Here is a 19,794-nt window from a genome sequence, read left to right on the forward strand (position 1 = left end):
GGTCAGGCCCGCCAGCCGCGCACCACGTGCCGGCGCAGCTTGCCCGACCCGGTGCGCGGCAACGACGGCACGAACACGACCTCGCGCGGCACCTTGTAGGCCGTCAGGTGCCGGCGCGCCAGGGCGATCAGGTCGTCGGCCAGTTCGGCGTCGGTCGGTTCGCCCGCCGGTTCACCGGTCGGCTCGTCCGTTGGCCGTACGTCGGCCGGTTCGCCGGCCCGCACCACGTAGGCGCGGAGCCGGGCCGCCCCGTCGCGGTCGGCCGCGGCGCACACCGCCGCCTCCCGGACCAGCGGGTGCCCCGCCAGCAGGTGCTCCACCTCCAGCGGGTGGACCTTGATCCCGCCCACGTTCTCGACGTCGTCCAACCGACCGGTGACGCGCACGAAGCCGTCGGCGTCCACCGACGCCAGGTCCCCGGTGGCGTACCAGTCGCGCGTGCGCCGGGGCTCACCGCCCTCGTCGACGCCGAGCACCACGGTCGGCCCGCGCACCTGCAACCGCCCCACCACGTCCGGTTCGACCGGTCCGCCCCGGTCGTCCACCACCCGCACCTCGAACGGCGGCAGCACCCGCCCCACCGTGCCCACCCGCCGCGCGGTCGGGGTGTTGTGGGTGAACGCCTGCCCGACCTCGGTCGAGCCGATGCCGTTGAGCAGCCGGTCGCCCAGCACCTCCATCAACCGCTCCTCCAACGCCGGCAGCAGCACCTCGCCCCCGGCGGCGGCGAGGCGGAGGTTCGCCAACCGCTCGCCGCCCGGGTGCGCGATGAGCCGGGCGTAGAACGTCGGCACGGCGAACAGCGCGGTCACGTCGTACTTGTCGACGATCGCCAGCACGTCGTCCACCACGGGCGGCTCCGGGTTCAGCACCACGCGGCTGCCGCTCATCAGCGGGTAGAGCAGCGAGTTGCCCAGGCCGTACGCGAAGTACAGCTTGGACACCGAGTGGACGACGTCGTCGGGCGACAGGCGCAGCGCGGGCACGCAGAACGACCGGTGGTGGACGAGCGCGTCGCCGTGCGCGTGCGGGCACAGCCGGGGCACCCCGGTGGTGCCGGAGGTGAACGTCGCGTAAGCCTGGTCGCCCGCGTCGCGCGGCACGACCGGCACCGGCCGGGCCCCGCCGAGCCCGGCGGAGGTCGTCGCGGGCGCGGCCGAGGGCGGCACGTCGCCCGGCCGGTGCACGACCAGCGCGGGCCGGGCGGCGTCGAGCACCTGGCGCAGCTCGTCGCGGTGCAGCCGGGGGTTGATCGCGACCGGCACGGCGCCGGCGTGCACCGCGCCCAGGAACGCCAGGACGAAGTCCGGGCTGTCGTCGAGCAGGACCACGACCCGGTCGCCGACCCGCACGCCGTCGCGGACCAGGGCACCGGCCACGCGGGCCGCCCCGTCGTAGACCTCGGCGTGCGTCAGCGCGGCACCGTCGACCTCGTAGGCCGGGCGGTCGAGCCACCCGCCGGCGGCGGCCCCGGTGCGCAGCACCTCGACCAGGTTCATCCCCGTGCCCTCCCCGTCTCCGAACGCCACGCCGACACCACGCCGAGCAGCCCGCCGACCGCGGTCAGCTCCGTCAGCGGCGCGGGACCACCGCGCAACGCGCCGACGAAGTCCGCGCAAGCCCCGCTCACCGACGGCGCGACGAGGTCGACGACCAGGTCGTCGCCCGTCCCCGCCACCGCGATGCGGAACCGGGGTTCCCCCCACCCGATCTCGACCGTTCCGGTGACCTCACCGGCCACCGCCTCGGCCCGGACGAGGTCGGGGGTCGCCTCCACCGCGCGCACCCCCGTCACCGGCACGCCGAGCACCCGCTCGACCGCGTCCAGCGCGTCCGGCCCGAGTTCGGCGACCACGTCCGCACCCGGCACCTCGGGCCGGACCAGCCGCACCTCGAAACCACGCGGGACCCCGGCACCGCCCTCGGTCACCGCCTTGCCCGCCGCGATCAGCTCCGGGTGGTGCGCCCAGGGCAGGTCGACCGAGCACCGGCCGGGCGCCGCCCGCGCGGCCCCGACGAGGCTCGCCAGGTCGTCCACGGCCTGCTTGGCCAGCAGGACGTGCAGCCCCCGGCGCAACGCGGTGACGACCGCGGCGGTGTCCGGCCCGCACACCACGACGCCCTCCGCCGGAACCTCTTCGACCAGTCGCGCCCCGTCGCGCAGCGCCCAGGGCGCTCCGTGCGCCCGGGCAGTCGGCAGCAGGGAGCGGAGGTCCGAGTCGGCCACGCCGACCACGCGCACACCGGGCACCGCGCCCAGGTCCGGCACCGCCGCCGCCGTCCCGACGACCAGGACCCTGACATCAGCGGGCTCCGGCGTGGCCAGCACCCGGTCGCTCGCGAAGAAGCTCAGGTCGGCCGGGGCCTCCGCCGCGTCGTCGAGCACCGCCACCCGGGGCCGGTCCAGGTCGGAGTAGTCCTTCCGGACCGGCACCCACTCCAGCGCGGCGGGCGGGTGCGCCGGTCCCCGCGCGAACAACCCGGCCCACCGGCTGCGGATCACGCGCGTGTGGCGCTTCCAGATGGGCAGCTTGTCGTGCCCGACGTGGTTGAACGTGGTGCCCTCGAAGTGCCGCACGGCCACCGATCCGACGTAGCGCAGCCGCTCGCCCCCGGCGCGCAGCCGGCAGCACAGGTCGACGTCCTCGCACAGCGACACCGGGTCGAACGCCTCGTCGAACCCGCCGACCCGGCGGAAGGAGCTGTGCCGGACCATCAGCGCGGCCGTGGGCGCCCACGTCTGCTCCCGGTGCTCCCGGTGCTCGGGCCCCGGCGGCCGACCGCGCCCGACCGCGCCGATGCGACCGTCGACGGTGGACCCGCCGCCCGCGCACTGCACCAGCTCCACCTCACCGGGGTAGAGCAGCAGCGGCGACACCGCGCCCAACCCCGGGTCCGCGGCCAGCTCGGCGGCCAGCACCTCGACCACCCGCGGGTCGTCGACGAGCACGTCGTTGTCCAGGAAGAACAGGTACTCGCCGCGGGCCGCCGCCGCGCCGGTGTTGCGGCGCTCGCTGCCGCCGCGGTCGTCCTCGTGGCGCAGGACGGTCAGGGGGTGCCCGAGGTCCACCGCGGCCAGGTGCTCGGCGGTGCCGTCGCGCGACCCGTTGTCCACCACCACGACCTCGAAGTCCCCGGACGCGCGGGCGAGCGACGCCAGCGCCCTGCGGGTGTACTCCAGGCGGTTCCTGACCAGCATCACGACCGAGACCAGGCCCGGTACGGGGGTCGGGTGCACGCTGAGCCCTTCGCTGAATGGGTTCCGTCCGGTCACGGCACGGGGTCGGGGCGGTGCGCTCGGGCCCCGGCGTCGGGATCGGTCCGACCGGTCGGGGTTCCACGTCACCGGACGCGCAGCGCCGGCGCCGCCGACCGCCTCCGGCCGTTGTCCGCTCCACTATGGTGGGATCGACAACGGCGAATCAGCGCCGGCCGTGCGGAAAAACGTGAACACAGCACGCCTCCCGGCGGGCCGAATGTTTCCGGGCCCGAGCGTAGGGTCTGTTCAACGCGTGCGCCAGCCCACGAATCGGACTCCCGAAGGGAAAGCGTGGACGAGAACGCGGGTTTCCGCTACGAGCCGCATTCGGCGGACGGTCGCGCACAAACGGGATCGACCATCCGGACGGCATTGTTCTGCCATGCAGCAGGCTTCACCGGTCTGGTATGGCGGTCCTGCGCGGTACAACTGTCAACGCCGCTGCGGGTCGTCGCCCCGGACCTGCGCGGCCACGGCGGCGCGCCACCACTGGCCGAGGACGACGACTGGGGTGTGTTCGCCGAGGACGTCCTGGCCGAGGCCGCGGAACTGGGTCCCGGACCCCTGATCGGCGTGGGCCACTCCCTGGGCGGCACGGCCCTGCTGCTGGCGGAGGCCCGCAGGCCCGGCACGTTCGACCTGCTGGTCTGCTTCGAACCGATCCTCGCCACCCACCACGACCCGACCTTCGCCGAGGCGGCCGCCCGCAGGCGCGCGGTGTTCCCGTCGCGAGCCGAGGCGCTGGCCCGCTACGCCTCCCGCCCGCCGCTGTCGCTGCTGGCGCCGGAGGTCCTGGCCGATTACGTCGACTCCGGCCTGGCCCCCGACCCGGACGGCCGGATGAGACTCCGGTGCGCACCGGAAGTGGAAGCACACCTGTTCCGAACGGCGATCTCGTGCCCGTGGCGCGCGGCGCTGCCCCGGGTGACCTGCCCGACGCTGCTCCTGCGCGGCGGCGAATCGGTCGTGGTGACCCGGAAATCACTCGTGGCGGCGTGCGCGGAACTGCCGGCCGGGCAACTGCGGGAAATACCGGGAATGGACCACCTGGGCCCCCTCACCCGGCCCGCGGTATTCGCGGAAGTGCTCGACGGGCTGTTCGCCGACTTCCTCAAGTCCTCCGATCCGGCCGCACCCACCAACCCAGCCCCGCTCACGCCGACCGACCACCGGAACGCCTGACGCCATACCCACCGGCCGATCCCCCGCATCCCCCTGTTACCGGCGCACCTCCACCTCCACCAGCTTGGCCTCGATCTCGACCGCGTCCGGGTGCGCCAGCGGTTCGAGCACTTCCAGCGCCCGCCCCCACGCCTCGAACGCCCCCGCCCGGTCCCCCGCCGCCCGGAGCGCGTTCCCGAGGTGGTCCAGGCTCGTCGCCTCCAGGTACGGACTGCCCAGCTCGCGGAACAGCGCCGCAGCGTCCCGGTAGCACCGCGCGGCCTCGGCGTGCCGCCCCAGGTTGTGGTGCGCCCGCCCCAGGCAGTGGAGGTTGTGGGCCTTGCCGTCCCGGTCACCGATCCGGTCCAGCAGCGGTGCCGCCTCGATCCCGTGCGCGAGGGCCTGCGCGTGCCGGCCTGCCTTGCCGTGGTACCAGCCGACGGCGGTGAGGGAGAACGCCTCCCACGCCTGGTCGCCGGTCTCGCGGAACAGTTGCAGCGCGTTGCGGGCGTGCCGCAGGGCCCGCACGGGCCGCCCGCGCAGGTCGTAGGCCGCGCCCAGGGAGAAGTGGGTGATGGCCGTGCCCGTGGTGTCGCCGGCCCGCGCGTGGAGGTCGAGCGCGCACCGCAGGTGCGCCAGGGCGTCGTCCTGGTTGCCCAGCAGGATTTCGGCCCGGCCCAGCAGGTGGTGGCAGGTGGCGCGGGCGACGTCGTCACCGAGGCGGTCGGCGGCCTCCAGCGCGGTGCGCTGGGTCTCGGCGCGCTGCGCCCAGTGCCCCCGCCTGCTCAGGTACGTGCTGAGCACCCACGGCAACTGCCACGCGTGCACGTCCAGCCCGGCGCGGGTCGCCTCGGCCGTGGCGGCCAGCAGCGCGTCGTGCTCGGCGCCGAACCACTCCAGGGCCTCGTGGTAGTCGGCGACGGGCAGGCGCGCGACGCCCTCCCCCGCCGCGACCGGGGTGATCGGCGGCCAGTGCGGCGCCAGGTGCCGCTCGGCGGCGAACCCGGTGTGCAGGTAGAAGTCGAGGCACCGCCGCAGTGCCGCGCGCCGCTCGGGCGCGTCGTCCGCCAGCTCGGCCAGCTCGGCCGCGTAGGCGCGGAGCAGGTCGTGCGAGCGGAACCGGCCGGGGCGGTGCTCCTCCACCAGGTGCGTCCGGGTCAGCTCGCCCAGCAGGGCGCGGGCGCGCGACATGCCCAGCCCGGCCAGCGAGGCCACCGCGCACCGGTCCGCGTCGGGCCCGGGGTGCAGGCCCAGGAGCCGGAACAGCCGGGCCGCCTCCGGGCTGAGCGTGCGGTACGACCAGGAGAACACCGCGCGCACGCCCGACGTCGTGCCCCCCGGTTCCAGCGCGTCCAACCGGGCCCGCTCGTCACCCAGGTCGGCGGCCAGCGCGCCCAGCGGGAACGCCGGGTTGCTCACCGCCAGCCCCGCGACCACGGCCAGGGCCAGCGGGAGCCGGGCGGAGTGCGCCACGAGCCGCGCGACCGCCTCGGGTTCGGCGGCCACCCGTTCGGGCCCCAACCGCCTGGCCAGCAGCGCCACCGCCTCGGGTTCGTCGAGCACGCCCAGCGGAACGGGGACCGCGCCCTCCCGGGTGACCAGGTCGGCGAGCCGGTCCCGGCTGGTGACCACCGCGAGGCAGGCCGCGTCACCGGGCAGCAGGGGCCTGACCTGGTCGGCGTCGTAGGCGTTGTCCAGCACCACCAGCACCCGCCGACCGACCAGCCGCCCCCGGTAGAGCGCGGCCCGCGCCTCCACCCCGGCCGGGACCTGCTCCGGTGGCACGCCCAGGGCCTCCAGGAAGCCGCCCAGCACGTCCGCCGGGCACACCGGGCGGCCGGCCCGGTCGAACCCGCGCAGGTCGGCGTGCAGTTGGCCGTCCGGGAACCGCGCGGACTCGCGGTGCGCCCAGTGCAACGCCAACGACGTCTTGCCCGCACCACCGGTCCCGGTCACCACGACCACGCCGGCGGTGCCCACCGCGCCGTCGAGCAGGCCGAGTTCGCGGGTGCGGGAGACGAACCACGGCGACGCCGCCGGGAGCTGTCGAGGCACGGGTTCCGGTGGGTCGTTGCCGGGCGGTGACGTTTCGGCGGCGTTGTCGGGCGGTGGTCTCCCGGCGGCGTTGCCAGGCGGCGACACCCCGGCGGCCTCGTTGAGCGGCGGTACGTCGGCGGCCTTGGTCGGCTGCCGCGCCTCGGCGGCGTCGCCGGACAACGGCACCTCGGCGGCGTAGTCGAGCGGTGGCGCCTCGGCGGCGAGCACCTGCTGGTGCAGGCGTTGCAGCCGGTCACCGGGCTCGACACCGATTTCCGCCACGAGCCGGGTGCGGAACTCGCGGTAGTGCGCCAACGCCTCGACCCGGCGCCCGCACCGGTACAGGGCGAGCACGTGCTGGGCGGCGAGCCCTTCGTCGTACGGGTGCTCCGCGCTCGCGACGGCCAACTCGGGCATCAACTCGGCGTGCCGACCGAGGTCGAGCGCCACCTCACGGCGCCGGACCTCGGCGGCGAACCGCTCCTGCAGCAGCCGGTCGCGCACCGAGGCCAGCCAGGGGCTGTCCAGCTCCCCGAACGGCGTGCCCCGCCACAGCCGCAGGGCGCGGTCGAACAGGTCCAGCACCCGCCATTCCTCATCAGCCTGCCGCGCCTGTGGACCTCCGCCGGCCCTTCGCACCGGCCCTCCCTCGTCAGCCTCCCGCGCCTGCCCGAGCGTGGCGCGGAACAGGTGCAGGTCGACGGCCCCCGGATCGGCGCGCAGCACGTACCCGCCGTGGAGGCGGGCGATGGCGACCCCCGAGACCCCGTCCAGAACGGCCCGGAGCCGGCACAGGTAGCTGTACACCGCGTGCCGGGCGCGTCGCGGCGGTTGCTCGCCCCACACCCGGTCGACGAGCTGGTCCGCGGTCACGGTCCGGCCCAGCTCGACCAGCAGCACGGCGAGCACGGCGCGCTGGCGGGCGTGCCCGACGTCGACATCGCGCCCGTCCACTTGGACGCGGACGTCGCCGAGCACGGCGAAATCCACAGCCACGGCTGCCCCCGAAGACCTGTCCGACCTGGTGATTCCAGGTTAGGGCGGGGAATGCGCGGGTTCATCACTCGAATCGGTGATCTTGACGAGCGTCCTCACGGGAGTGTCCACACGCTGCGTTTCCGACGCCTCCACCACAGGACGAGCCGCCGAAGAGCCGTCACGCTCCTGTCAGGTGCGGCGGGGAATCCTGGGGCCGGCACACGGCGGGATGGGGTTGTGCGGACCGCCTCGGACAACGGCACCGGCCCGTCGTCAATTCGACGAGGAGCGAGGAGCCAGGAGGTCGATGATGGATAAACAAACGGCCTGGACAAGCACCTGGGTGGTGGATAAATGTGGCGGCGGGCCGGTCTCGGCTGGGAAACCGGCATACGACGACCGACGAGGGCTCCGTCCCGCGCGTTCCTGTGGCCCGAGGGTCGCATCACCCACCTGGGCTCGCCGGCCGACGGCGCGGTCAAGCCGGCGCGGTGGACCGCCTCGCCCTTCGGGCGCACGGACCGGCTCCCACCGGTAGTTCAGAGCAAAGTGCCCCCGCACAGCGTCTCGGCGTAGGAAAAAACGTAACCCCGGCCCACCTCGACGGGCGCCAAGAGGCCGAAGTCGTCGTCCGCGCCGAGGAACCGCAGGTCCGCCCGACCCGCCCAGATGTCGGAGAACTCGACGTCGGTCACCTCCGAGGTGACCAGCTGGGCGGGGTGCGAGACCCCGGCCACCCAGTCGGGGAACACGCGGCTGTGCACCAGTGGCACGGCGTGCAGCGCGGGGGGCTCGTCGACCCGCCCCTCCAGGGTCACGGCGGCCTCGGCCACCCGCCGCCCGTGCACGGACACCGTGCCGTGGAACCGCCCGCCGCCGGCCAGGCGCGGGCCCGCCCTGCCGACCGCCGCCGGTCGGGTCTGGTGGATCTCCCCGAACTGCTTGGGCATCCCCTGCACCCAGCCGCGGACCAGGGGGACCGCGCTGTCCACCCAGGCGTAGCAGCACCGCGCCATCGGCCGGTCCCGGTGGGTGCACGCCAGCAGGACCAGGAACTCGGTGAACTGGGTCCGGCCCGGGTCGGGCAGCTCGGCGCCGGACGCGGAGCACCACTGCCACTCGGCGAACACCGCGGCGGCCGCGCCGGGGTCGGGGCCCGGCGTCAGCTCCGGCGGGAGGAAGCGCCCGGCCTCGGCCGGGTCCACCCGGTAGTCGACCATGACGACGTTGCCGGAGAAGTGCCACGGTGGGGGCGTGAGCATGGACGCGGTGCCGGACGGCGACAGCGGCAGGCTGTAGCCGTGCGGACCCGCCGCGGTGGTGGGGCGCATGATCAGCTCCTTCCCCCGGTCAGGGCGGCGGCCAGCCGGCGGCCCGCGGCGGCCAGGGTCCCGGGCGGGGTGAAGCTGTAGGCCAGGCGCAGGCTCGGTGCGGCGGGCGTGCCGAACCGGGTGCCGCCCGCCAGGTGGACGCCTGCCCGCCCGGCGGCGGCCAGCAGGTCGGCCTCGGTGCGCCCGCCCCGCGAGGTCAGCCACAGGAAGAAACCGCCCGCGGGCAGCTCGAAACCGAGGTCGGCGGGCAGTCCGGCGCGCAGGGCGTCGGCCAGCGCGTCCCGCCGCGCCCGCAGCCGGCCGCGCAACCAGCCCAGGTGCCGGTCGTAGGCACCGGTGCGGATCAACTCGGCGACGGCCAGGGACGCGACGTGGTTCATCGAGCCGCCGCTGACGAAGACGCCCTGCGCCACCAGGGCGCGCACGAACTCCGGCGCGGCCAGCAGCCAGCCCAGGCGCAGGCCGGGCGCCAGGGTCTTGGAGAACGTGCGCAGCCGCACGACGCCGCGGTAGCCGGCCAGCCCGGCCAGCGAGCACTCCACCGGGGTGCCGCCCAGCTCCAGGCCGGCGTAGGCGTCGTCCTCGACCACGAGCACGTCGTGCCGGGCCGCCACCGCCAGCAGCTCCCGCCTGCGCTCGGCGGGCACCAGCAGGCCGGTGGGGTTGTGGAAGGTCGGGGTGAGGCAGGCGAACGCGATCCGGCCCCCCGCGGCCCGTTCCGCGACCATCGCGTCGTGCAGCGCCCCGGGGTGCACGCCCTCGCCGTCCATCGCGACCGGGCGCAGCCGCAGGCCGCGGTCGGTGAGGATCCGGCGGCCGAAGTCGTAGCTGGTCTGCTCGACCAGCACCACGTCGCCGGGTGCCGCCAGCCGGGTCGCGAGCAGGTGCAGTGCGTGCGAGGTGCCCGCGGTGACCAGCACGTTGTCCGGGCCGCAGGCGTGCAGCTCGGCCTCGGCGGTCCTGGCGGCCAGCGCCGAGCGCAGGACCAGCGCGCCCTGGTCGGCGCCGTAGGACAGGGCGGCCGCGCCGAACTCGGTGAACGCCCGCTGGTAAGCCTCGGCGAGCAGGTCGACGGGCAGGAGGTCCGGGTCGAGGTAGCCGGGCCTGAGGTCGACCACGCCCGGCGGGGACACCGACTGCACCACGCCGGGACGCCAGTGCCTGCGGTGCGACAGCGGACCGGCGGAACTCCCCGGAGCCGAGGAACCGCCAGAAGCCGAGGAACCGCCAGAAGCCGAGGAACCCCCGGACGCCGCCGGATCCCCGTAGCCCGCAGGACCTCCCGAGCCCGCGGCCTCCCCGGGCCCACCCCCGTCACCCGGCGCGGTCATCGCCCCGGCAGCAGCACCGACCGCAGCGCCCGCGCACCGGCCAGCACCGACGACGTCGGCCGGGCCAGCGCGACGCGCAGGCCGTGCTCCCCCCGCGCGGGGTCGGCCCAGTGGAACTTCCGGCACGGCAGGGCGTGCACGCCGTGCTCGCGCAGCGCCGACCACACCTCCAAAGCCGAGCGCGCGCCCAGCTCGACCCGCTCCACGCTTCCCCGCGAGTGCGGGTGCGGGAACCCGATCCCGGGCACGCCGGCCAACACCTCCCGCACCACCGCCCGGTTCCCGGCGATGAACCGGTGCAGCTCGGCCAACCCGCCACCGGCCGCGTCCTCGGCGAAGCGCCGGACCATCGACAGCACCAGCGGCGAGACGCCCAGCAGGATGTCGGAGTACACCTCGGACAGCGGCAGGCCGACCGGTTCCGGGAACACCAGCCAGCCGACCTTCAGCTCCAGGGTCGGCCACAGCTTCCCGGTGTCCTCGATGACCACCCAGCGGCAGCCGCTCCCGTCCAGCACCGCGTAGTGGTCGTACTGGGCCCTGGTGTCGAAGCCGCGGAAGGACGTGTCCAGGGCCAGCACCACGTCGTGCTCGGCGCACTGGGCGGCCAGGGCGCGCAACCGCTCCTCGGCCAGCACGCGCCCGGTCGGGTTGTTGGGCGTGGTGACGAAGACGCAGCCCACCGACCGGAGCACGGCCGGGTCGAGGTCGCCGCCGTGCAGCGCCTCCTCCTCCAGCGGTCGCAGCGCCAGACCGGCGCCGCGCAGGATGTCCGGGATGTTGTCGAACGTCGGGTGGATCAGCAGCGCGGTGTCGGCCACCGCCGCCAGCGACCTGGCGAAGATCTCCATGGCCACCGAGGACGAGTAGCAGCTCAGCACGCGGGTCGACGGCAACCGGTGCCCGTACTGGCCCAGCAGCTCGAAGTAGGTGCGGTACGCCTCCGCCTCCACCTCCTCCACGGGCCGCGCGAGCACGTCGGCCCACAGGGCCGGCAGTTCCCCGACGATCCGGGACTGCCCCGGGGTCAGCTCCTGGCGGGCGTGCCCGTCGGCCAGGTTGACCGGGCTGCTCAGGGCCAGGTGCTCGAACTGGGTCAGGTTGCCGGGCACGGGGGTCGGCCGGGTGTGCGGCACGGCGGTCACCGGTACCCGCGTCACAGGACGGCCCACGACGAGCAGGTCGTGCCCCGCGCCCGCCCGCCGGGTCCCGCGGTGGTCACGGTGGTCACCCCGCCGGGGAACCCCGACATCGGCGGGCGGAACCGCGCCGGGTCCACCGCCGTCGCACTCGTCCCCCGGGCACCCAGCTCCGCTGCTGGATCCGTCATCGTCATGCGCCGCCTTCCACCAGGGCCGCCGGCTTCGCGCGGCGGGCCGCACTCCAGTCGAGCGGGCCGCCGACCATCCCCGCCCCCTCGATCCGCACCGTCCTCGGGAGGACGGTGCGGATCGAGCCTCCCAAAACCACGGCCCGGCAGCCACATCCTTGAGCCACAGGTGAAATTGGGCGTCGCGGTCACGAGCGCGGCCAGGTCGGCACCAACGGCACCCGGCGGAACCCGGCGGTGCCCGGCATCCCCGGACCGGCCGAACTCGCGGAAGACGCTGCCAATGTCCTTGCGCTGCAACAAGATCTCACGACCGGACCGCCGGCGCTACGACCGGTACACCAGGCGCCGCAGCACCGCCTCGGCCGGTCCGGGCCGCCCGCGCCGGTCGAGCCACCGGGCGCCCAGCACGGTCGCGAGCCAGACCGCGAACGCGACGACCAGCGCGGTCACCGTGCTCCCGCCGAGGGACAGCGCGAAGGGCGCCAGCAGGACGAGCCAGGCCACCGACTGGACCAGGTAGCCCGACAGGGACCGCCGCCCCAGGGCCGCCAGGGCGCCGACCACCGGACCCGGCCGGGCGACCCGCAGGGCGGCCAGGCCGAACAGGGCCGCGTACCCGGGCCCGGCGAACATCCCGCTCGCGCCGTGGAGCAGCAGCGCCAGGCCGGCGGTCGACTCGTCCACGCGCAGCCACCCCGCGCCGACCAGGGCGGCCGGCAGACCGCCGACCACGGCGACGCCGAGGCCGACGACGGCGGTCCGGCCGAGCAGCGCGCGGTGCCGCGCCGGTTCCTCCAGGACGCGGCGGCGGGCCGCCCACATGCCCAACCAGGCGATGATGACGAACGGCAGCACGGTCAGCGTGTGCACCGGCCACTCGGCGAGGCGGTCCACCAGGGACGTCCCGTAGTCCGGCGCGGCCAGGGAGTCGACGCGGCCCACCGGCAGCGGCGCCGCGCCGTCCCCGGACAGGCCGCCGACCACGATCGCGCCGAGGACCGCCACTTCGACCGCCGACAGCGCCCAGAGCACCAGCACGACCCGGTGGAACCGGTCGCCGCGGCGCAGCAGCACCAGCGTCATCACCAGGCCGGTGATGCCGTAGGCGCCGAGGAAGTCGCCGTAGTACAGCAGGGTGGCGTGCACGGCGCCGAAGGCGATCAGCCAGAGGTTGCGGCGCACCAGCACCGCGCGGACCCGCCCCGGTGACGCGCCGGAGGACTCCTGGCGGCGGGCGAGCTGGACGATCCCGTAGCCGAACATCACCGCGAACACCGGGTAGCCGCGGGCGTGCACGAGTTCCAGCAGCAGGAAGTTGAGGCCCCGGTCCAGGCCCGCGGGCGTGGTGTCGAGGCCCGGTTCGCCGGCGAAGGCGACGCCCGCGGCGTTGGCCAGGGCGATGATCAGCAGCATCGCCCCGCGAGCCAGGTCCGGGACCAGCGCGCGGTCGGCGCGCCGGACCGGACCCGGTGCCACATCAGTGCTCATGTCTCCCCCAAGACTAAGTTTCACCGACAAAGTATCACAGACAAACTAATGCCGTCTGGCACAATGGCGGCCGATCTTGCGAGCCTGGACGAGGAGCCATGACCAGCGAGGACGTTCCGGCGCCGCTGCGCCGGCTGTGGCGGGTGTCGGAGCCCTCGCGCCTCGGGCGGCCCGCGGCGCTCGACGTCGACCAGGTCGTCGCCGCGGCGGTGGCGATCGCCGACCGGGACGGGCTCGACGGCGTGACGCTGCCCAAGGTGGCCCGGGCGCTCGGCTTCACCGGGATGTCGCTCTACCGGCACGTCGGCTCGAAGGACGAACTGCTCGCGCTCATGGCCGACGCCGCACTGGGGCTCCCGCCGGACCTCGCCGGCGACGACTGGCGCGCCGGGCTGCGCGACTGGGCCTTCGCGCAGCGCGCCGTGCTGCGGCGCAGGCTGTGGCTGACCCGGGTGCCCCGGTCCGGACCGCCGTCGGGCCCCCACCAGGTCGCGTGGATGGAGGCCGCCCTGGCGGTCCTGGCCCGCACCGGCCTCGACTGGGCGCACAAGGTGGGCATCCTGTCGCTGGTCAGCGGCTACGTGCTCCAGTCGGTGCGGCAGCACGCCGAGCTGGCCGGTGGCCGGGCCGCGGCGCAGGAGCAGGGGCAGGCGCAGGGCCAGGCCGAGGCCGAGCGCGACTACGGCCGCGCCCTGGCCCGGCTCGTCGACCCCGGGCGGTTCCCCGAGACCGCCCGGCTGTTCGCCTCGACCGTGTTCGAGGCGACGCCGCCGGACACCCCGGACGAGGTGGTCGACGACGCCGACTTCGCCCTGGGCCTGGACATCGTCCTCGACGGCGTGGCCGCCCGGGTCGGCGGCTGACGGGCGCTCGGCGCGGCGTCGGGAACCGGCGCGGGGCGGGGCTCAGGGCACTGCCCGCGGCGACGGCACCCCTCCGCACCGGCGAGCCCCACCCCGAACAGGCCGGAGGGCGCGCCCCGGACCCCGGGACGCGCCCTCCGGTCGACTCAGCCGGTCCCGCGGACGAACGCCCACGCGGTGCGGTTGACGGTGTCCTCGGTGCCGGTGAAGCCCTCCCCGGGGTTCAGCCGCTCCTCGACGAAGTCGAGGTCCGGGTCGTCGGCCGTGCCGCCGACGCCGTCGGGGCCGACCGCGAACATCACGGCCGGGTCGCCGCCCGGGTCCATGATGCCCTTGACGTCGTTGAGCAGGTCGGTGTGCCAGCTGCCCGAGATGTGCCCGGCCTCGTGGCTGGTGATGTTGCCGACCGCGCGGCCGATGAACGCCACCCGGTCGCTGCCCGGACCGAGGTAGGAGTTGAGCGAGATCTGCGGCCCGGCGGGCGAGCTGATCTCGTCGAGCAGCACCAGCGCGGTCTCCTCGCGGCCGAAGTTGCCCGCGTCGATGGACTGGGCGATGCCGACGGTCGGGATGCCGGACTCGGCGATCGTGCCGCCGACGACCACCCGGCTCACGTTCGGCTGCCCCCATGGGTCGGCGTGGTCGCGGCTGTTGAGGATGCGCAGCGCGAACCTCGGGTTGGTGCCCTTGGCGAGCATGTCCCGCTCCAGGTTCTCCCGCACGGTCGCGGTGATCGCGGTGATCAGCGCGCGCTCGTCCCGCGCGGTCAGCCCCCACCTCGGCAGGAAGGCCGACAGCGGCGACAGGTCCCGCAGGCCGCCGCCCGTGCCGAAGACCGCGGTGTTGACCCGGGCGCCGTCGAAGTCCAGGAAGATCGTGTGCACGGAGCCGCGGGGCGCGGTCTCCGTGCCGGGGCGGAACGCCTCCAGCTTCACGTCGTACGCGCCCTCGCCCGCCTCGACGCCGAGCAGGTAGCGGCCGGCGCGCGGTGCCACGAAGTCCACCACCGCGTTGCCGCCGCCGGGCATCGGCGAGTCGAAGGCGAAGATGGCGGTGAGGTCCTGGCTGGAGCCGAACACCTCGCGGCCCGCCGGGTCGAGCACCGCCAGCCGCGTCCCACCGCCGGACACGGACGCGCCGAGCACGTCGCCCGCGCGCAGGTCGAACGAGTAGTAGTCGAGGTCCCCGCCGCGCCTGCCGCTGTTGATCGTCAGCTGGTAGGGGCCCTCGGTGAGCACGCCGCCGCCGGTGCCGGGCGTCTTCGGGTCGGTCGGCAGCCCGACCGGGTCCGAGCCCACCATCAGGTAGAAGTCCCGGTTGGGCGGCGGGGTGATGGTGAGCGCGGCGTCGGGCGAACCGGCCGACTCGCTGCTGAGCGTCCACAGGTTGCCGTCGACGTCGAACAGCGCCAGGAAGGTGTCGAGGCCACCGGTCGGCGTCGCGGTGCGGGCGCTGAACGTCGCGCCGTCGGGACCGCTGTTGAACCGGTAGAAGTCGACGTCGCCGGTGCCGTCGCCGGCGCTGCCGTACGGCCCGTCGCCGATGGTGCCGCTGGCGCGGACGGCCTGCCCGCCGCCGACCAGGCCGGTGTCGCCCGCCTGGCCGATGGAGTCGTTGGGCTCCGCGAGCGGCGGCAGCACCGGGATCGTCTCGTCGAACTTGAGGTCACCGGTGAGCGCGACCTTCGAGTTGGTGCCGCGGCCGGTGCCGAAGCCCGCGATGTGCTCGGCCGTCGCCGGGGTGTCGTTGGCGCCGTTGGTGCCGGCCGCCTCCTCCTCCCGGTACGGCAGGGCGGCCTGCGCGGTGACCCGCTGCAGCCGCGCCCGCACCTTGGCCTCGCGGTCGCGGACGACCTCGGCCCAGTCGACCCCCGCCGGCTTCGACGGGAACATGAGCAGCGGGTCGGGTTGGATCATCGGGACTGCCTGCGGCTCCGGCGCGGCGACGGCCTGGCCACCCAACAGCAGCGTGAGGGCCGTCCCGGTCGCGAGCACGCCGAGCAAGCGCTTTTCCATGCGTTCTCCCCCCTGGGTTCGCGGACGTCCAGGAAACCGTTGGCGCGCGGCCGGGGGGCGTGGTTCGGGTGACGTTGGTCTGTTCGTGCCGGCTTTTGGTGCGGACCACGCAGCGGCGGGTGGGGCGTTCGGCGGCTTCGCCGGGGCCGGTCGGCGCCCGCCGGGTCTTCAGCAGGTGCCGCCGAGGGCGCCGGGCACCGAGCGCAGCGCGTCGTACCAGGCGGCGGCCATCTTGCGGTAGCCGTCCGCGTTGGGGTGGATCTCGTCGGGCAGGTCGGTTTCGGGCACCACCGGGTGCATGTCGACCAGGTGGACCTTCCGGCCCGCGGCGGCCTCCCGCCGGACGATGCCGGGGATCGCCGCGTTGTAGGCGCGCACGGCCTCGTCGGCGAAGCCGATCGGGATGATGGTGGCGACAAACAGGTCGGCGTCGGGCGCCTCGGTGGTGATGCGGTCGACGAGCGCGGACAGCCGTCGGGGGGCGCCGGCGGGGTCGTCGCCGTAGATGTCGTTGGTGCCGATGTGCAGCAGGACCACCCGCGGCGCGTGGGTGCGCAGCCAGCCGGTCACCTCCGCGTCGACCTCGGCGACGGTCCACGCCGTGTGGCCCTCGTGGTCGCGGTCGCCCAGGCTGCTCGGGCCGTTGGCGGCCGAGCCGACGAAGTCGACGGCGCAGCCGTCCGCCACGAGCCGCCGCCACAGGTCGACCCGGTAGCCGCCGGGCACGGCGGCGCCGTCGGTGATCGAGTCGCCCAGGGGCATCACGCGGGTGGGCTGCCGGTGGGACGGGGTCCCGGCGGCGCACGCGGCCGTCAGCAGCGCCGCGGCGACCGCGGCGGTGAGCGCCCTCCCCGTCGACACCGGACCGCTCAGCCGTCGGACGTGCAGGTCATGTCCGGCTGCGGGGTCGCGGGGCCGTTGGCGGTGAAGCCGAAGGAGGTGGAGCCGTCCACGGGGAGGGTGGCGTTGTAGTCGGCGCTGGTGACCCGGACGGAGCCCGCGTCCGCGCGGAGGTTGCCGTCCCAGAGCCTGCTGATCGCGTGGCCGGCCGGCTGGAGCCAGGTCACGGTCCACTCGGTGAGCGCGCGTCGACCCGCGTTGCGCACGACGACCCGGACCTGGTAGCCGCCCGGCCAGGAGTTCACGATCTCGAACCGGGCGGTGCAGTCCGGGACGGGTGGGGTGGTGGTGGTCGTGGTCGGGGCGGGCAGCGCGTCGTTCGACGGCGCGTCGCCCCGCAGGGACGCGCCGATCGCGATGCCGCCGGCGACCAGGACCGCGGCACCGGCCAGCAGCGCGATCCGCCGCCTCGACCTGCGGGACGGCGCGGAAGACGGCGCCGAAGACGGCGCGGGGATCGGCAGCGTGGTGCCGGGTGGTCCGAGGTCGTCGACCGGCGGCGCCTGGTCGACCGGCGGCGCGTCACCGGTCGGCGCGTCGTCGGCCGGCACGTCCTCGACCGGGTGCCGCCCCGACACGACCGCGCCCAGCAGGGCGTGCACCTCGGCCATGGTCGGCCGCTCCCCCGGGTCGCGCCGCAGCACGCGCAGCAGCACCTCGCCCAGCGGCCCGGGGAACCGCAGCGGCGCCACCTGCCCCTCCGACACGCGCCGCAGCAGCGCGTACGGGTTGTCGTCGATCGTCCCGAACGGCGGGTGGCCTTCGAGCGCCGCGTACAGGGTCGCGCCGAGCGAGTACACGTCGGACGCGAACACGGCCTGCTCCCCCGCCGCCACCTCCGGCGCGAGGAACGCGGGCGTGCCGACCACGACCCGGGGGTCGGTCACCGTGCCCTCGCCGATCGCGCGGGCGATGCCGAAGTCGGCGATCTTGGCGGTGCCGTCCTCGCCCAGCAGCACGTTGAACGTGGTGACGTCCCGGTGCACGACGCCCACCGCGTGCGCCGCCGCCAGCGCCGAGGCCACCTGCCAGCCGACCCCGGCCACCAGCTCCTCCGGCAGCGGCCCGCGCTCGTCGACCAGCTCGGCCAGCGTCCGCGACGGCAGGTACTCCATCACCAGGCACGGCTTGCCGCCGTGCTCGATGACGTCGTGCACGGTCACCGCGTGCGGGTGCCGCAGCCGGGCCGCGACGCGGCCCTCCCGCACGATCCGCTCCACCGCGTCCGCCGGGCTCCCCGCGCCGAGGAACTTGATCGCCACGACCCGGCCCAACCGCTCGTCGCGCGCCCGCCAGACGACCCCGGTGGCACCGCGTCCGACCTGGTCCACGAGCCGGTACCGCCCGGCGATGACCTCGTCCCGTTCCGACACAGCCAGAAGCTACTTCGCCACCCGGCCCGCCGGCCACCTCCGCGCGGACGGTGATCGATCCGCGGTCCGGTGCCGCCGTCCACCTCCCCGGTCACCGGACCCCATTATTTGAGACGCGGTAAGCCGGAATGACGCTTCACGGTGCGTAAGTCTTTCGCTACAGTCCACCTGGGAGCGCTCCCAGTACTCTCGTCGTCGATCAACGAAGATATGGCGGTACCCATGCTCCCCCGAGCCAGTTCTCCCCCGCGCGGCCGCCGCGGGTCCCTGCCGGCGCTCGTCATCGCGGCCACCGCCGCCGTGACCGCCGTCGCCACCCTCGGCACCCTCCCCGCGCAGGCCGCACCCGGCTGCCGCGTCACCTACCAGGTCGGCAGCCAGTGGCAGGGCGGCTTCAGCGCGACCGTGAACCTCACCAACCTCGGGGACCCGGTCACCTCCTGGCGGCTGACCTGGTCGTTCGCCGCCGGGCAGCGGGTCACCCAGCTGTGGAACGGCACCGCGACCCAGTCGGGGGCGCAGGTGTCGGTGGACAACGCGGGCTGGAACGGCAACCTGGGCACCGGCGCGAGCGCCGGGCTCGGCTTCACCGGCTCGTGGAACAACTCCGCCAACCCCCTGCCCACCGACTTCGCCCTCAACGGCCACCGGTGCAACGGGCCCGTCACCACCACCACGACGACGACCACCACGACCACCAGCACGCCGGACCCGCTCACCCGCGTCCACACCGCGGGCCGCGTCAAGGCCACCACCGGCGCGCTCCAGTACACCTGGCCCGGCGTCTACTTCGAGGGCCGCTTCCGGGGCACCGGCGTGGGCATCGCGCTCGACGACGCCGAGAACGACTACGACGTCCAGGTCGACGGCGCCACCGTCGCCACGCTGGTCACCCCGGGCCGCACCACCCACTGGGTCAACGGCCTGACCAACGCCGAGCACACCGTGCGCCTGGTCAAGCGCACCGAGAGCCCGTGGGCCCCGGGCCGGTTCGGCGGCTTCACCGCCGCGCCCGGCGGCGAACTGCTCGCCAAGCCCGCCGCCCGCACCAGGCAGGTCGAGTTCATCGGCGACTCGCTGACCGCCGGCTACGGCAACACCTCCACCACCCGCGACTGCTCGGCCAACGGCGGCGTCAACCGCAACACCAACGCCGACCTGAGCTTCGGCGCCCTGGCCGCCCGCGGCCTCGGCGCGGACTACCAGCTCAACGCCCACTCCGGCCGCGGCATGGTGCGCAACTACAACGGCGGCGACCCCGGCACCGACTACCGCACCTACTACGACCGGGGCCTGCAGAACGTCGCCGGCGACGTGTGGCAGAACCCCGGCACGTGGCGGCCCCAGCTGATCGTGATCGGCCTGGGCGCCAACGACTTCTCCACCGCCATCAACCCCGGCGAGCCGTGGACCCCGGACAGCCTGGTGGCCGCCTACAAGACCGCCTACCTGGGCTTCATCGACAAGCTCCGCGCCCGGTACGGCCCCGACGCCACCATCGTGGTCAGCGCCAACGCCTACACCGGCACCACGACGTTCCCGCAGGCCGCCCAGCAGGTCGTGCAGGAGCGCAACCAGCGCGGCGACGCCAAGGTCCGCTACTGGTACTACGACGACCCCGGCCTGGACCGCCTGGGCTGCGACTGGCACTTCTCGCTGCGCGACCACCGCCTCATCGCCGGCCTGCTCACCGACTACGTCGCCACCCTGCCGCTCGGCTGGTGA

At 75.0% G+C, this 19,794-nt stretch carries 14 protein-coding genes; 3 read left to right on the plus strand and 11 right to left on the minus strand.

Annotation, left to right across the window (positions count from 1 at the left end; all coding sequences use genetic code 11):
- Positions 1-2: 2 nt before the first annotated feature.
- Positions 3-1,529, minus strand: a complete 1,527-nt coding sequence (locus EKG83_RS31265; protein ID WP_051765017.1) for an AMP-binding protein — start codon at positions 1,527-1,529, stop codon at positions 3-5.
- Positions 1,496-3,238, minus strand: coding sequence for a glycosyltransferase (locus EKG83_RS31270; RefSeq protein ID WP_033429322.1), 1,743 nt, complete (start codon positions 3,236-3,238; stop codon positions 1,496-1,498). The genes EKG83_RS31265 and EKG83_RS31270 overlap by 34 nt, the downstream gene beginning before the upstream one ends.
- A 393-nt stretch (positions 3,239-3,631) precedes the next feature.
- Here EKG83_RS31270 and EKG83_RS31275 point away from each other — a divergent pair, with 393 nt between their 5' ends.
- Positions 3,632-4,441, plus strand: a complete 810-nt coding sequence (locus EKG83_RS31275; protein WP_194282953.1) for an alpha/beta fold hydrolase — start codon at positions 3,632-3,634, stop codon at positions 4,439-4,441.
- Positions 4,442-4,477: 36 nt separating this feature from the next.
- On the opposite strand, the gene EKG83_RS47170 is transcribed toward EKG83_RS31275, so the two are convergent.
- From EKG83_RS47170 to EKG83_RS31315, 6 genes are all read right to left on the minus strand, one after another.
- The gene (locus EKG83_RS47170; protein WP_033429321.1) at positions 4,478-7,453 is read right to left on the minus strand and encodes an AfsR/SARP family transcriptional regulator; all 2,976 of its coding nucleotides are present in this window, start codon (positions 7,451-7,453) and stop codon (positions 4,478-4,480) included.
- A gap of 521 nt (positions 7,454-7,974) precedes the next feature.
- Positions 7,975-8,766 (minus strand): enduracididine biosynthesis enzyme MppR, encoded by a 792-nt coding sequence (gene mppR, locus EKG83_RS31295; RefSeq protein ID WP_033429320.1) that lies wholly within the window; start codon positions 8,764-8,766, stop codon positions 7,975-7,977.
- Positions 8,767-8,768: 2 nt separating this feature from the next.
- Positions 8,769-9,911, minus strand: a complete 1,143-nt coding sequence (locus EKG83_RS31300; RefSeq protein ID WP_033429319.1) for an aminotransferase class I/II-fold pyridoxal phosphate-dependent enzyme — start codon at positions 9,909-9,911, stop codon at positions 8,769-8,771.
- 182 nt (positions 9,912-10,093) lie between these two features.
- A complete protein-coding gene (gene mppP, locus EKG83_RS31305; RefSeq protein WP_228122285.1) occupies positions 10,094-11,269 on the minus strand; it encodes an enduracididine biosynthesis enzyme MppP in 1,176 nt (391 codons plus the stop codon).
- Positions 11,254-11,427, minus strand: a complete 174-nt coding sequence (locus EKG83_RS31310; protein ID WP_153278564.1) for a flavin reductase family protein — start codon at positions 11,425-11,427, stop codon at positions 11,254-11,256. The genes mppP and EKG83_RS31310 overlap by 16 nt, the downstream gene beginning before the upstream one ends.
- 327 nt (positions 11,428-11,754) lie before the next feature.
- Positions 11,755-12,918 (minus strand): DUF418 domain-containing protein, encoded by a 1,164-nt coding sequence (locus EKG83_RS31315; protein WP_033429318.1) that lies wholly within the window; start codon positions 12,916-12,918, stop codon positions 11,755-11,757.
- Between the two features lie 98 nt (positions 12,919-13,016).
- On the opposite strand from EKG83_RS31315, the gene EKG83_RS31320 reads away from it, so the two are divergent.
- Positions 13,017-13,781 (plus strand): TetR/AcrR family transcriptional regulator C-terminal domain-containing protein, encoded by a 765-nt coding sequence (locus tag EKG83_RS31320; protein ID WP_033429317.1) that lies wholly within the window; start codon positions 13,017-13,019, stop codon positions 13,779-13,781.
- A 146-nt stretch (positions 13,782-13,927) separates the two neighbouring features.
- Here EKG83_RS31320 and EKG83_RS31325 read toward each other — a convergent pair whose 3' ends face one another.
- From EKG83_RS31325 to EKG83_RS31335, 3 genes are all read right to left on the minus strand, one after another.
- Positions 13,928-15,796 carry a PPC domain-containing protein gene (locus EKG83_RS31325; protein WP_153278565.1) on the minus strand — a complete coding sequence of 623 codons (1,869 nt, stop codon included), beginning with the start codon at positions 15,794-15,796 and terminating at the stop codon, positions 13,928-13,930.
- Between the two features lie 168 nt (positions 15,797-15,964).
- Positions 15,965-16,657: an SGNH/GDSL hydrolase family protein gene (locus tag EKG83_RS31330; RefSeq protein WP_051765011.1), complete on the minus strand. Its 693-nt coding sequence runs from the start codon at positions 16,655-16,657 to the stop codon at positions 15,965-15,967.
- Between the two features lie 8 nt (positions 16,658-16,665).
- Positions 16,666-18,069 carry a serine/threonine-protein kinase gene (locus tag EKG83_RS31335; protein WP_033429315.1) on the minus strand — a complete coding sequence of 468 codons (1,404 nt, stop codon included), beginning with the start codon at positions 18,067-18,069 and terminating at the stop codon, positions 16,666-16,668.
- Between the two features lie 222 nt (positions 18,070-18,291).
- Between EKG83_RS31335 and EKG83_RS31340 the strand changes: the two genes are divergently transcribed.
- Positions 18,292-19,794: a cellulose binding domain-containing protein gene (locus tag EKG83_RS31340; protein WP_033429314.1), complete on the plus strand. Its 1,503-nt coding sequence runs from the start codon at positions 18,292-18,294 to the stop codon at positions 19,792-19,794.

The organism is Saccharothrix syringae, assembly GCF_009498035.1.
GTDB lineage: Bacteria > Actinomycetota > Actinomycetes > Mycobacteriales > Pseudonocardiaceae > Actinosynnema > Actinosynnema syringae.

Excerpts from the sequence above, each read along its gene's own strand:
- EKG83_RS31325 (WP_153278565.1), bottom strand. The coding sequence starts at position 15,796 with ATGGAAAAGCGCTTGCTCGGCGTGCTCGCGACCGGGACGGCCCTCACG.
- mppR (WP_033429320.1), bottom strand. The coding sequence starts at position 8,766 with ATGCGCCCCACCACCGCGGCGGGTCCGCACGGCTACAGCCTGCCGCTG.
- EKG83_RS31310 (WP_153278564.1), bottom strand. The coding sequence starts at position 11,427 with ATGACGGATCCAGCAGCGGAGCTGGGTGCCCGGGGGACGAGTGCGACG.
- EKG83_RS31315 (WP_033429318.1), bottom strand. The coding sequence starts at position 12,918 with ATGAGCACTGATGTGGCACCGGGTCCGGTCCGGCGCGCCGACCGCGCG.
- EKG83_RS31320 (WP_033429317.1), top strand. The coding sequence starts at position 13,017 with ATGACCAGCGAGGACGTTCCGGCGCCGCTGCGCCGGCTGTGGCGGGTG.
- EKG83_RS31340 (WP_033429314.1), top strand. The coding sequence starts at position 18,292 with ATGCTCCCCCGAGCCAGTTCTCCCCCGCGCGGCCGCCGCGGGTCCCTG.